Source organism: Accumulibacter sp. (genome assembly GCF_023806565.1).
GTDB lineage: Bacteria > Pseudomonadota > Gammaproteobacteria > Burkholderiales > Rhodocyclaceae > Accumulibacter.
This window is the reverse complement of sequence record NZ_JAMTDV010000028.1, coordinates 1-12,787: the sequence shown is the minus strand read 5'-3', so window position 1 is coordinate 12,787 and position 12,787 is coordinate 1. Positions and strand designations below refer to the sequence as shown.

The window sequence follows — 12,787 nt, the reverse complement described above, 5'->3', positions numbered from 1 at the left end:
GGTCAACTCCTTGGCGACGCCGGGTTCTGTCCGTCGTTCCAACGTGGAAAGAAGGCCGGCGTCATGCTGGCATAGCGTATCCATGCCTCGCCAAAGGCAGCAGCGGAATCGCGCTCCTCGCGCCGGGCGAGACGCACATACACGACGAGCAGGATGGGGAACATCACCAGCGTAATCAGCGTTGGCCATTGAAGCAGGAACCCGACCATGATCAGGACGAAGGCGACGTACTGCGGATGACGCACACGCGCGTAAGGGCCGCTGGTCGCCAGCCGACCGCTTGCCTGCGCCGCATAGAGCACGCGCCATGCGGCCGCGAGCGACCAGAAGCCGCCGCCGATCAACGCCGCTGACAACAGGTGGAACGGCCCGAAGTGCGGATTGGCGCGCCAGCCGAACATCACTTCCAGAAGATGCCCCGAGTCATGGGCGAGGAAGTCCACGCCGGGGAACTGCTTGGTCAGCCAGCCCGAGAGCAGATAGATGGTGAGCGGAAAGCCATACATCTCCGTGAACAACGCAAGCACGAAGGCCGAAAACATGCCCAGAGTGCGCCAGTCGCGAGCGCTTTGAGGTTTGAAGAAGCTGAAGGCAAAGAAGATGAACAGCACCGAGTTGATCAGCACCAGCGACCACAAACCATAGGCGGGAGCAGTTTCTGTCATTATCCTGCTCCATCGTTGGATCTGCCGTCGCCTCCACCATGGCCATGGCCGCCGTGCATGAACAGGTGCATCAGCGGGCAGGCTAGCAGGACCAGGTAGGGCAGCCAGCCAATCAGGCCGGAGAGGTGCATCCAGTGCTCAAAAGCTAGGAGCAGAACGGCGAGGAGTGCGAAGCCTCCCAAGACCCAGCGGGAGCGCCGGCTTATCCTGGCGGTTGTCGCATGCAGTGTCCCGTGTGGGGAATGGTCATGGGTTTGCATCGTATTCACCTGCTGGTAATGACTTAGGTGGCGGGGGTCGATGCGTTTCGTCCTTGCTGGTGCGACCGGCCGCCGCTTTGGCGAACAGCCAGACCAGCAAGGCGATCGGTATCAACCAGAGCAGAATCATGCCGATGCCCATCAGGCCTCCTCCGTGATCGTATCCCCACATGGCAATGCCTCCATGAATGTGGTCAGGCTGGTTTCGGGGGCTCGCCCAGCGGCATGCCCATGCGGCCCTGCATCATCATCTCCATGCGTTTGGACATCATGTCGTGCTGGGAAACCTTGCCTTGTCCCATCATTCCCATGCCCCCCTGCATCATCGGACAGTCCATCATGCCCGATTGCATCCCCGTGGCCATGCCCATGTTCTCCTGCATCGTCTTCATATGCTCGTCCATGAGTTTCTGGCGTTTGTCGGCGGTCTTCGCTTTCGCCAGCCGCTGGAGCTGGGTGTGCATTCGGCCCAGGTTGTCCTGCATCTTTTGCACGGTCTTGCCATCCGCCTGCGCCTGGGTAGTTGGCGCCCCGCCGGGTTGCGCCGGGTGATGCGATTCCTCAGCGAATGCCGGCATGGCAAGGGCAAGTGAAACAGCAATTGCTGAAAGGGCGACGGTTCTCAAAAAATTCTCTTTGATCGATGTTGTGAAACGACTTCAAAGCCAGAAGTGCAGGCCCGCCACCCAGCGCGCTTCGCCGGAAGGACGAGAGAAAATCCGCTGTGTCGCATCAATTAATCCTCCCGGGGTTAATGACGTGCGTAAGTTGCGGTACTGCCGTCCTGGCGCACGAGGAAAATCTCGTAGGGCTGCTTGCCGGGCGCGTCCATGCCGGGTGCGCTCTGCGGCATTCCCGGGGAGACGAGGCCCTTGGCCTGCGGCTTCTCGGCGAGCAGGCGCTTGACGTCGGCGGCCGGCACGTGGCCCTCGATCAGGTAGCCGGCAACCTCGGCGGTGTGGCAGGAGCCCATCGCCGGTGGGACGCCCAGTCGCTGCTTGTGCGGGGTGACGTCGTTCATGTCCTGCGTGACGACCTTGAACCCGCTGGCCTTCATGTGATCCACCCAATTGCTGCAGCAGCCGCAGGTCGGTGTCTTGTAAACCTTGACGGTCGGCAGCGCTTCGGCCCCCCATACGGCAGGCGCGAACAGGGCAAGCAGGACTGTGGTGCGGATAGCGGGTTTCATGTGGGACTCCTTTGTGATTCGATGGGTTCAGTATGAACTGCGGACACCAACACCAGCCTGACCGCGGGATTACATTTCTGTCATTCTGCGGCGCAAGTAGGCATCATTTGAAATCGGTGGTATCGATCAATTTCGTCGCAAGAAGATGATGTAGGCAACGATGGTCATCACAGCGTAGTTGATAGACATAAACCACGGCGCATTCCATGCGATGCCATCGAATCCCCAGTAGGTCAGTGGATATAAGACGGGGGAAGGGTAGAACTCCGCCGAATGCGTAAATACATCTATCAGAATATGCGACCACCAACCCAATAGTGGAACCCAGAGGCGCCCCAGCCACAACCAAACGGCAGCAGTAATCGCGCCGGCCACCAAGGCACTGTGCATCACGCAATGCAGATGATGGGTAAGTTGATTGAGGTTGGGGGACAACGGAGGCTCAAAGCCCGGTGAAGCATTGACATAGGCAGTGAATATTTCCAGCCCATTTGCCGCGAATGGCGCCGCGATCATCAGGGGGAGCAAATGTATGAGATCGGGGGCAACCGCCAGCCCGATCGTCGCCATCTTCGTCTTTGTGTTTATGCGATGATATTTTCCGGCCCAAGCAATGCCGAGGCCAGCCCAAAGACCATGTGCAACGATGTCCAAGTTTTCGCTCCCGAAGTGTTCAACGGCGCGTTCCGTTCAGTGCGAGTGCCCGGCGTGCCCGTCCTGAGTAGAGAGCATCGGTTTGTCCAGTGGCGTGAAGCGAGCTTGTTCTGGAGACTTGTTCGGGAGCGTGACCGAAACGATAGCCTTCATATCCGGCGCTGAGGCGTAGGCGCCCGAACCCTTTAGTCGGTTGTCGCCATCCGGTATCAGGCTGACGGTGACCTTGGCTTTTCCGGAAAGGATGGTTACCGTACCTTTTGCACCTGCCGTCGGCACCTTTGTACCGGCATGGTCGGTGACATACACGACCACCGGGTTGTCCTTCGCTTCCTTGCTGTCCTTGGCGACTACCAGTTCGTAGTGATAGGCGCCGGCCATGCGCAACTGGCCGCCGTTGGGCGCTTTCTGGGTATCCAGGGCTTCGTCGGTGTGGGCAAGCAACGTCGGGCTCGCCAGAGCAAATGCACTGGCGGCAGCAATCAGGAACAGGGCTTTCTTCATGGCAAACATCTCCTTGGGCGGGTTGAAAGGGTCAGAAACTCTCTTTTTCCTGACTGGCCAACAGGCTATCCAGGGGACGTTGTCCCCATAGCCAGAACATCACCGGGGTCAGCAGCGTATCGAGCAAAGTGGAGCTGATAAGGCCACCGAAGATCACTACCGCCACCGGATGCAGCACTTCTTTGCCCGGAGCATCGGCCGAGAGCAGCAGCGGCATCAGCGCGAAGGCGGCGACCAGCGCGGTCATCAGCACCGGGGTGAGCCGCTCCAGCGACCCGCGCACGATCATGTGCTGACCGAAGGTTTCGCCTTCGAAGGCGCACAGATTGATGTAATGACTGATCTTGAGGATGCCATTGCGCGTGGCGATGCCGGTTAAGGTGATGAAGCCGACCAGCGCAGCGACCGACAGCGGCTGGCCGGAAATCCACAAGGCGATCACGCTGCCGATCAACGCCAGCGGGATGTTGCCCATGATGATCAGTGTCAGCGCCATCGAGCGGTAGCGGCTGTAGAGCACCATGAAGATCATCGTCAGCGACACCAGCGCCAGCAAGGTGATGAGTTTGGCAGCCTGCTCCTGCGCCTGGAACTGTCCTTCGAGCGCGGTGAAATAGCCCTCCGGGAGCGGCTTCGCGGCCAGCTCGGCGCGGATGTCGGCGATCACCTTTGACATGTCGCGGCCGTCGGTGTTGGCCGAGAGCACGATACGGCGACGTGAGTTTTCGCGGCTGACCTGGTTGGGACCATCGCTTTCCTCGACGCTGGCAATCTTGGACAGTGGGACGTAGCCCGTTGGCGTCTCGATCAACAGGTCGGCCAGCGCCTGCGGCCCGCGCGCGGATTCCGGCAGGCGCACCAATAGATCGAAGCGGCGGTTGCCTTCGATGATCTGGGTGATTTTCTCGCCCTCGATCATCTGTTCCAGCCCACGCAACAAACTGCCGGGCGCCACGCCGTAGCGAGCTGCCTGCTCGTAGTCGAGGCGAATCTTGATCTGCGGGATCAGCACCTGCTTTTCGATCTGCAGATCGGCGACGCCGGGAATCCGTGCCAGCCGGTCGCGCATCTCGGCCGCCAGGCCGCGCAGGGTATCGAGATCGTCGCCGTAGATCTTCAGCGCAATCTGGGCGCGCACACCGGAAAGGAGGTGATCAAGCCGGTGCGAAATTGGCTGGCCGACGTTGGAGGCGGCCGGCAGGCTGGCAAGACGCTGCCGGATGTCGGCAATGATCTCTTCACGGCTGCGCGCCGAGGCTTTCAGGTCGACGTCCATTTCGGTGTAGTGCACGCCTTCCGCATGCTCATCGAGCTCCGCGCGGCCGGTGCGGCGTCCGAGCTGCGTGACCTCGGGCACTTGCATCACCAGTTGCTCGGCCAAAGTGCCGATGCTGTTGGATTCGGCGAGCGAGGTACCGGGATTGAGCAGGACATTGACCGTCAGCGTGCCCTCGTTGAAAGGCGGCAGGAAGGAGCGCGGAAAGAAGGGCACGCTCGCCGCGACGATGATGACCAGCGCCGCGGCCCCGGCCAGCAGGCGGCGTGCATGACCGAACGACCAATGCAGAAGCTTGGCATCCCAGCGCTTGAGCCAGATCACCAACGGGCTGTCCCCGGCGTGGAGCTGCTTCATCTGCGGCAGCAGGTAGTAGGCCATCACCGGCGTCAGCGTTACCGAAACGATCATGCTGGCGAGAATCGAGACGATGTAGGCGACGCCGAGCGGGGTAAACAGCCGGCCCTCGATGCCCGGCAGCACGAACAGCGGCACGAACACCAGGACGATGATCACGGTCGCATAGACGATGGCGGAGCGCACTTCCAGCGTCGCGGCGGCGATGACTTCCGCCACCGGGCGCGGCGAATCAGTGGCCCGGTTCAGCTTCAGACGTCGCAACACGTTCTCCACGCCGACCACCGCGTCATCCACCAGCTCGCCGATGGCGATGGCCAAACCGCCCAGCGTCATGGTGTTGATCGACAGGCCGAAGTAATGGAACACCAGCGCCGTAACGAGCAGCGACACCGGAATCGCCATCAACGAAATCAGCGTGGTGCGCACATTGAGCAGGAACACGAAGAGGATCACGGCCACCAGGATGGCGCCGTCGCGTAGTGCCTCTTCAACGTTGTTTACCGAATGCTCGATGAAGTCGGCCTGCTTGAACAGGAAGGACGGCGTATCGAATCCCTTGGGCAGGCTCTTGCCGAGCTCGGCCATTGCTTTCTCGACTTCGCGGGTCAGCTGGACGCTGTCGGCAGCCGGCTGTTTCTGCACCGACAAAATCACTGCCGGCTTGCCCTTGTAACTGCCGTCGCCGCGCTTGACGGCCGGGGCGAGTTTCACGTCCGCCACTTGCCGGAGCAGGATCGGCTGGCCATTCTTGGTCGCCACAACGAGATTTTGCAGGTTTTCAATGCGCGAGCTGCGGCCGATCTGGCGGATCAGGTATTCGCGGCCCTGGGCTTCAAGAAAGCCGCCGCTGGTGTTGGCGCCGAAGTCCTTCAGGGCGGCCTCCAGCTTCTCGCGCTCGATACCCAGCGCCTGCAACTGTGCCGGCTTGATCTCCACCCGGTATTGCCGCACCTCGCCACCGATCGGGATGACCTGGGCGACACCGGGAATCGTCAGCAGACGCGGACGCATCACCCAGTCTGCGTATTCGCGGACGGTCATCGGACTGATCTTGTCGGGATCGGCCGGGAGCGCGATCAGCAAAATCTCGCCCATGATCGACGAGATCGGCCCGAGCTGCGGCACGATGCCGGGCGGCAGGGCCTCGCGCACCAGATTCAGCCGCTCGGCAATCTGCTGACGGTTGCGATAAATGTCCGAACCCCATTCGAATTCGACATAGATGATCGACAGACCGATGCCTGACACCGAGCGGACGCGCGTCACGCCCGGCATGCCGTTCATGCTCGATTCGACCGGGAAGGTCACCAGTTGCTCGACCTCCTCAGGGGCCATGCCGCCGGCCTCGGTCATCAGCGTCACCGTTGGCTTGTTGAGGTCGGGGAAGACGTCGACCGGCATCTGCCGCAGGGTGATCGCACCGTAGATGATCAGCAGCAGTGAGATGCCGAGGACGATCAACCGCTGCTTGAGCGCGGTGTGAACGATGTAGTCGAACATATCAGCGCACCTGCGAGAGCAGCCCGGCGCCGACGGTCACCACGCGGTCGCCGTCATGCAGGCCGTCGAGGATGGCGACGTTGGCCGCATCGAGCGACTGGTGGCGAATCCGGCGGGCAACGAAGCGCTCAGCCTCGATATGCACCCAGACCGCCGTCTCGCCAGCACCGACTTGTGTCAGTGCCGTCCTCGGCGCAGTCGCACCCTTGACGCCTTGCTCGGTGCGGGCGAACACCTTGACCGGCTGACCGACGGCCACTGCCGCGTTGCGGTTTGTGATGCGAAACAGCAGGGGCAAAGCCTGCTCGCGCAGTTGCTGACCGCCGCCGACAAACTTGAGGTCCAGCGCCGTTTGATCTGCCAAGGCGCTGGCGGAAACCAGTGTCTTGGCGATGCCGACATCGTAAGCCAGCGCCTCCACGGCGAGGCGGGCGGGATCGACGATTTCAAACAGCACTTCCTTGGCGTCGACCACCTGCCCGGCCAGCAAGTGATGCGAGGCGCTGATGATGCCGGCTGCCGGTGCCACGAGGGGTTCGGCGGAGTCGATGCTGGCCCGGACATAGGCCCGCCGTTGCTGCAAGGCGGCATGCTCGATGCGCGCCGCCTCGATCTCCTTCTGCGGCACGGCGCCTTCGAGTTGCTCGAAGCGCTTCATCTTGCCCTTGGCGATGGCCAGTTGCGCTTCGAGTTCTGCGAGGCTGGCTTTCTGGTTGCCACGCTCGATGGCACCGCTGATCGGTCGCAGGTAGACCAGGACTTCGCCCTTGGCGACCTTTCTTCCGGCCGTCGGCATGCCCTTTGGGCCAGGGATGACGCTGCCGGCGAACATGGCCTGCACCCGACCGCTGGTTTCCGGATCGGGAATAATCTGGCCATTCAATTCGACCGTCGCCGCCAGTTCGGCGATACGCACCGGCTGGGTACGCAAGCCGAGCTGGCGTTGCACCGGCTTCGGCACGAACAGACTGCCGTCGGCCAACCGCTGCAGCGCTGCAGTCACCCCGGTTGTGCCTACCGCCGACACAGCGGCCGGCGCCTTCTTCTTGGCGTCCTGACTGTGATCTTCGTTCCCGTGAGCCAAGGCTGCCTCCGTGACCATACTTAATGCCAGCGCGGTCACCAGTACATGCAAATCGATCTTGCGCATCATCAAATCCCCTTCTTGGCGCGTTTGTGACGCCGAACGGCAAACCATATTCCGGTGATCAGCAGCAGCGCTCCGGGCAAAGCCCAGACGACCCACTCGCGCCAGCCGTGGGTATGCACCTCAGTGGTCACGGAGGCGGTGGTGTCCAGTGTGGCGCAGAGGAGATCGATACTGTCGCCGGCCTCGACGCTGATGGTCAGCGGGTGCATGGCCGGCGGCAGCGGTGTGGCGACATCGAGCACGTAGGTTCCGGGTGTGGTTTCGCTGGCCACGCCCTTCAGCCCCGCACCCTCGATTTCCACCTTGGCCTGCACCACGGGTTCGTTACTGGCGAAACGATCCACATACACCACCAGCTTCTTGCCTTCGAGCGACGTGACGACTTCGAATTCCTCTGTCGCTGCGGCGGCACGGGGCTCGACCGCCTGGGTAACAGGGGGCGGCGGTGCGCCGTGATCCTCCCCACCGTGGCCAAAAGCCGAGAAGGCCACGGAAAATAGAACAACGGCAACAGCATGTCTCACGGCAGCACCCCCATGGATTGGTTCAAACGCGATATCGCAGCGGCGCGGGCGACGCGCTGGCGGTCAAGAAAGGCATCGGCATCGAAGGCGGCGGAGCGAATGCGCAGCAAGGTCGTCAGATCGGATTCGCCTAGCGCAAAGGCTTTCTCGGCAAGGCGCAGGTTCTCGGCGGAAAGCTGGCGGCGCTCCTGCGCCATGGTGAACTGGCGTTCGGCCGATTGCAGGTTGCGCTGCGCGCGCTCGGCGTCGAGCCGGACCCGGGTGTGGGTACGCAGCAAATCGGCATCGGACTGATTCGCCTCGGCCTGTGCCGCCGACGTTTCCCGACGTACTTGCGAACCGGACGAGAACGGGATCTTGAGTTTGATGCCTACGTTGTTGGAATAGGAGTCGGCAAAGTCGTCCCGCTCGCGCACGACCCGCAGCGTCAGTTCCGGCGCGGCACGACGCGACTCATCCGCGACCTTGACGCGCGCACGGGCGCTGCGCGCGGCGGCGGCGGTAACAGCCAGCAAGGGATGAGATGCGGCTGAATCGCCGGTTTCATCCGCCAGTCGTCGCGTTGTCGGCGACTCTTCGTCCAGATTCTTCGGGGCAGGAGAACCAGTAAGGACTTGTACGGCCTGCTCGGCCTGGAGCAGGTTTGCTTCCGCTTCGATCAATTCGGCATTGGCGGCATGGGTCTCGGATTGCGCGAGGTTGGCATCGATGCGCGACAGTTCGCCCACCTTGTAGCGCCGCATGACGTCGGTTTCCAAAGCGCGGGCGGTTTCCAGACGACGCGAGGCCAGAACCTTGGCACTGCGGGCTGCGGCCAACGCCCACCATGCCTCCCGCACTTCGCCGCTGACCTCCAGACGCACGGCGGTGCGTCTGGCAACGGCTTCGTCAATGCGACTGCTTGCCTCGGCTTCGCGCGCCGCTTTCTGGCCGGGCAGCCACAACGGCACCGCCAGTTCGACCTCGTATTCCTGCTTGCCCTGATTGCGGTCGAACCGGTCGTTCAAGTTGCCGATGCTGACCGAACCTGGCTCGGGCGTCAGCCCAGCCGCGACATCCTGCGCTGCGCGTGCTTCGGCCTCGCGGGCATCCAATCCGGCGGCTTGCGGGTTCAAGTGCCAGGCCTGTTCGACGGCTGTCGCCAGTCCGGATTTTGGCGTTTCTGCCGCCTGTACGGATAGACCGGCAAGCAGTACGGTGGCGCAAACTGCCGCTCGCCTCAGTTGGCGGAATTGATGAAACCTCACGGGTTTCATGACTGCCGGGAAGAAAGAAGCAGGAATAGGCGACGGCCCGCAATTTCCTGACGATTTCGAGTATGAGTTTCCACAGCGTTCGCTCCTGTTCGACGATGAGCGAATTCTGCGTAACACCAGTTAACGCCATGCTGACCTTCAGATTACATTTCGGTAATCTTGGGGGATTGCCTAAGTTGCCGGCGCAGAATAGCCCAAATTGCAACACGGGAGATGCACATGAAAATACTGGTGGTCGAAGACGAGATCAAAACCGGGGATTACCTGCGACAAGGCCTGACCGAAGCCGGGTTCGTTGTCGACCTGGCGCGTGATGGCCTTGATGGGTTGCATCTCGCTCAGACCGATGCCTATGACCTGGCGATACTGGATGTCATGCTGCCCGGTATCGACGGCTGGGCGGTGTTACAGGGCATTCGCAGGGCCGGCAAGGACATGCCGGTATTGTTCCTGACGGCCCGCGATCAGGTGCAGGATCGTGTGCACGGCCTGGAGTTAGGGGCGGACGATTACATGGTGAAGCCCTTCGCTTTCGCCGAACTGTTGGCGCGCGTGCGTATCCATCTGCGGCGCGGCAGCAAGACGAAGGAGTCCGAGTATCTGCGCGCAGCCGATCTAGAACTCGACCTGATGCGGCGGCGCGTCACCCGCGCCGGCAGGCGAATCGACCTGACGGTGAAGGAGTTCGCTCTGCTCGAATTGCTGTTGCGACGGCAGGGCGAAGTGCTGCCGCGCTCGCTGATCGCCTCTCAGGTGTGGGACATGAACTTCGACAGTGACACCAACGTTATCGAGGTGGCGATCAAGCGTTTGCGGCTCAAGATCGACGAAGACTTCGAACTCAAGCTGATCCGCACCGTTCGTGGAATGGGGTATGTGTTGGAGATCGCCGAGTGAAATCAGCCGGACGCAAATCCATCATTTTCCGCCTGACGCTGCTATTCGCTTCGGCATCGACCGCCGTCCTGCTTGTGCTTGGGCTTTTGATCGGCAATTCAGTCGAGCACCATTTCGAAGTGCAGGACATGGAGGTACTGACCGGCAAACTGGAACTGACCCGGCACGCGCTGGAAAAGGTTCATTCGCAAAGCGACCTAGATGCTTTGCCACAGCAACTGGATGACTCCCTGGTGGGGCATCATGGCCTGGCGGTCATTGTGGTGGCGCCTTCAGGACAAACCCTGTTTGTTACCAGTGGTGCCGAGTTTCCACAGGTCTTGCTTGCGCGAAGCCCTGATATGACCAACTCGGGTCCGATCATCTGGAAATCGACGGATCACATACCGCTGCGCGGGATTTCGGCGATGGTCAAAACCGGCATCGAGGGGGCGAAACCTGCCGTCGTTGCCGTAGCGACGGACATATCGAAGCACGAACACTTCATGAGTTGGTTTCGATTCACATTATGGTCTGTCGTGATTCTGGCTGCACTCATGACCGGATTTCTCGGCTGGGTGGCTGTCAGACGCGGGTTGGCGCCATTGCACGCGATCAAGCTGGAGGCAGCGGCCATTACAGCGGATCGCCTGCACTCCAGGTTAGCTACCGAATCGATCCCGATCGAACTGGTGGATCTTGCCGAGACTCTGAACCAGATGCTAGCCCGTCTGGAGGATTCTTTCCGGCGGTTGTCGGATTTCTCCTCGGATATTGCCCACGAACTGCGAACGCCGGTGAGCAATCTGCTGACGCAGACCCAAGTCATGCTCTTGCGTGTCAGGACGATTGACGAATATCAGGATGTACTTGCGTCAAACGCGGAGGAACTGGAGCGCATGGCGAAAATGATCGCCGACATGCTGTTCCTCGCCAAGGCCGACAATAACCTCGTGGTACCAAATCTCGAGGCCGTTGATCTTCGGGCAGAGGCGGAAGGATTAGCCTCGTTCTACGAGGCTGTCGCCGAGGAAAACAGCGTTGCTCTGACTGTAGACGGGAGCGCTACCGTAACCGGAGACCGGTTGATGTTGCGTAGAGCCATCGGCAACTTGCTGTCGAATGCCTTTGGGCATACCCCCCGAGGAGGTTACGTACGAATTCAGATCGGCAAGAATGAAGACCGAATGGCAACGATCCAGGTTGAAAACTCCGGCGAGACGATCTCGCCAGAACATCTGCCGCGTCTCTTTGACCGTTTCTACCGGGCAGACCCTTCAAGGAAACGCCTTGCCGATGGAGTTGGTCTGGGGCTGGCGCTCACACGCTCGATCATTCAAGCGCATGGAGGATCCGTATCGGTTCGGTCGGCCGATGGGGTCACCATATTTGAGCTGCAAATGTAGCCAAGACCGCCTTTGATACAGACTTCTGGGTTATGGCCGGTGTGTCGACCGCATACCGGGCGTTTGTGCATCAGGGGCGCAACGATAAGTTGCTGCGGCGTTCATAGGGACTGCACCCGAGATGTTCGCCAAAGCTTGTCCAGGCCAGCAGCACCGAACTGCGACAGGAAATGCGTTCACTGCTTTCTCGTTACTGCCAAACGGAAGCAGCCCCCGAAGGAGCCGCTTCACGATCAGAGGAATCGGCTGTTTAGCCTCAGCCTCCTTTGTGCCCTTTGTTGATCAGGGAATTCAGACGCGCGACCTCGTCACTCTGCGTCGTGATTTTCCGTCCATCACTGGTCTCTACCTCCGTGCCCGGAGTCGTTCGAGTGGCACGACCGTACCGGTCCTCGATCGCCATTTTCCCATCATTGAAGATGTAAAGGGTTGCCCCGTTTTTCAGATCGACAACCTGTTTCGCTTCGGCACGGGCAGCATCATCGGCAAACGCGGTTGTCGCACCTGAGGTGCTCAAGACCGCAATCAGGGCCAGTTTGGCAAGCTTGGTTTTCATGGTTTACTCCTTGTGAGATGGGTTGATTCCATCGGGCATATCTCGTCCGACGGTGATGCCATCTTAGGAGACGCATACCAACAGGGAGGTGACCAGGAAATCACGTTTCAATCAGCATTCGTTTGGCTATGAGGTTTTGTTGAGGTGGCTGAATGAATCGCCGTTGAATGACAGCATACCGACCTCATTGCTGACAGATTGGGATCGCAGGTTCAAGGTCAGCTCCGGCCGAGCTGCAGCCGGCGCCCAGGTCACAGTGTCCGTCAGCTTGCGGATCAGGAAGCCGCCAAAGAGCTTGTAAACATCATCAGGCAGCAATGGGTCGTTATGCAAAGCGACCCTTATGGAAAGCTTTGCATAAGGGTCGGTGGCAGCCGGTGGCCCAAAAAATGTGAACGACTGCTTCCCGTCTGACCCGGCCGGTGATGCTCGGCCTCGGCGGTTTCCCATCGAGCTGGTCGCTCCAGGACCACAAGCGGCCACTGAGTTTTCGTGGCTTGCTGTCGGCAACCGACCCATCTCCAGCCGAATGACCGGTTACGGTTGATCGCCCCGAGGTCGGCAGGCCGCAGCTCATGCCGCATAGCTACCCAGGCGATGGCGAACGGTCT

15 protein-coding genes are annotated in these 12,787 nt (G+C 60.7%); 2 read left to right on the top strand and 13 right to left on the bottom strand.

Going from position 1 to position 12,787, the window contains the following annotated elements:
* Nucleotides 1-2 precede the first annotated feature (2 nt).
* The 11 genes from NFV80_RS03530 to NFV80_RS03480 form a co-directional block, all read right to left on the bottom strand.
* Nucleotides 3-665, bottom strand: a complete 663-nt coding sequence (locus NFV80_RS03530; protein ID WP_012806803.1) for an isoprenylcysteine carboxylmethyltransferase family protein — start codon at nucleotides 663-665, stop codon at nucleotides 3-5.
* The gene (locus NFV80_RS17425; RefSeq protein ID WP_366143400.1) at nucleotides 665-796 is read right to left on the bottom strand and encodes a DUF2933 domain-containing protein; all 132 of its coding nucleotides are present in this window, start codon (nucleotides 794-796) and stop codon (nucleotides 665-667) included. The genes NFV80_RS03530 and NFV80_RS17425 overlap by 1 nt, the downstream gene beginning before the upstream one ends.
* Before the next feature lie 115 nt (nucleotides 797-911).
* Complete coding sequence (locus NFV80_RS03520) at nucleotides 912-1,067, bottom strand: hypothetical protein (RefSeq protein WP_199931759.1); 156 nt, start codon at nucleotides 1,065-1,067, stop codon at nucleotides 912-914.
* Nucleotides 1,068-1,119: 52 nt separating this feature from the next.
* Nucleotides 1,120-1,551 carry a hypothetical protein gene (locus NFV80_RS03515; RefSeq protein WP_041568874.1) on the bottom strand — a complete coding sequence of 144 codons (432 nt, stop codon included), beginning with the start codon at nucleotides 1,549-1,551 and terminating at the stop codon, nucleotides 1,120-1,122.
* Between the two features lie 125 nt (nucleotides 1,552-1,676).
* Nucleotides 1,677-2,114, bottom strand: a complete 438-nt coding sequence (locus NFV80_RS03510; RefSeq protein WP_296757862.1) for a DUF411 domain-containing protein — start codon at nucleotides 2,112-2,114, stop codon at nucleotides 1,677-1,679.
* Nucleotides 2,115-2,240: 126 nt separating this feature from the next.
* Nucleotides 2,241-2,768: a hypothetical protein gene (locus NFV80_RS03505; RefSeq protein WP_199931760.1), complete on the bottom strand. Its 528-nt coding sequence runs from the start codon at nucleotides 2,766-2,768 to the stop codon at nucleotides 2,241-2,243.
* A gap of 36 nt (nucleotides 2,769-2,804) precedes the next feature.
* The gene (locus NFV80_RS03500; RefSeq protein WP_012806809.1) at nucleotides 2,805-3,272 is read right to left on the bottom strand and encodes a hypothetical protein; all 468 of its coding nucleotides are present in this window, start codon (nucleotides 3,270-3,272) and stop codon (nucleotides 2,805-2,807) included.
* A 31-nt stretch (nucleotides 3,273-3,303) separates the two neighbouring features.
* Complete coding sequence (locus NFV80_RS03495; protein ID WP_012806810.1) at nucleotides 3,304-6,408, bottom strand: efflux RND transporter permease subunit; 3,105 nt, start codon at nucleotides 6,406-6,408, stop codon at nucleotides 3,304-3,306.
* Nucleotide 6,409: 1 nt separating this feature from the next.
* Entirely contained in the window at nucleotides 6,410-7,561 is a 1,152-nt protein-coding gene (locus tag NFV80_RS03490; protein WP_296757859.1) for an HlyD family efflux transporter periplasmic adaptor subunit, read from the bottom strand.
* On the bottom strand, nucleotides 7,561-8,082 hold the full coding sequence (locus NFV80_RS03485; protein WP_296757856.1) for a hypothetical protein: 522 nt from the start codon (nucleotides 8,080-8,082) through the stop codon (nucleotides 7,561-7,563). Before NFV80_RS03485 ends, NFV80_RS03490 begins: the two co-directional genes overlap by 1 nt.
* Entirely contained in the window at nucleotides 8,079-9,338 is a 1,260-nt protein-coding gene (locus NFV80_RS03480) for a TolC family protein (protein WP_296757854.1), read from the bottom strand. The genes NFV80_RS03485 and NFV80_RS03480 overlap by 4 nt, the downstream gene beginning before the upstream one ends.
* Nucleotides 9,339-9,557: 219 nt before the next feature.
* Between NFV80_RS03480 and NFV80_RS03475 the strand changes: the two genes are divergently transcribed.
* Both NFV80_RS03475 and NFV80_RS03470 read left to right on the top strand, forming a co-directional pair.
* Nucleotides 9,558-10,235 (top strand): heavy metal response regulator transcription factor, encoded by a 678-nt coding sequence (locus NFV80_RS03475; RefSeq protein ID WP_012806814.1) that lies wholly within the window; start codon nucleotides 9,558-9,560, stop codon nucleotides 10,233-10,235.
* Nucleotides 10,232-11,620, top strand: coding sequence for a heavy metal sensor histidine kinase (locus NFV80_RS03470; protein ID WP_012806815.1), 1,389 nt, complete (start codon nucleotides 10,232-10,234; stop codon nucleotides 11,618-11,620). The genes NFV80_RS03475 and NFV80_RS03470 overlap by 4 nt, the downstream gene beginning before the upstream one ends.
* Before the next feature lie 256 nt (nucleotides 11,621-11,876).
* Here NFV80_RS03470 and NFV80_RS03465 read toward each other — a convergent pair whose 3' ends face one another.
* Nucleotides 11,877-12,176, bottom strand: a complete 300-nt coding sequence (locus NFV80_RS03465) for a CopK family periplasmic copper-binding protein (RefSeq protein ID WP_012806816.1) — start codon at nucleotides 12,174-12,176, stop codon at nucleotides 11,877-11,879.
* Between the two features lie 126 nt (nucleotides 12,177-12,302).
* On the bottom strand, nucleotides 12,303-12,626 hold the full coding sequence (locus tag NFV80_RS03460; RefSeq protein WP_012806817.1) for a hypothetical protein: 324 nt from the start codon (nucleotides 12,624-12,626) through the stop codon (nucleotides 12,303-12,305).
* Nucleotides 12,627-12,787 lie beyond the last annotated feature (161 nt).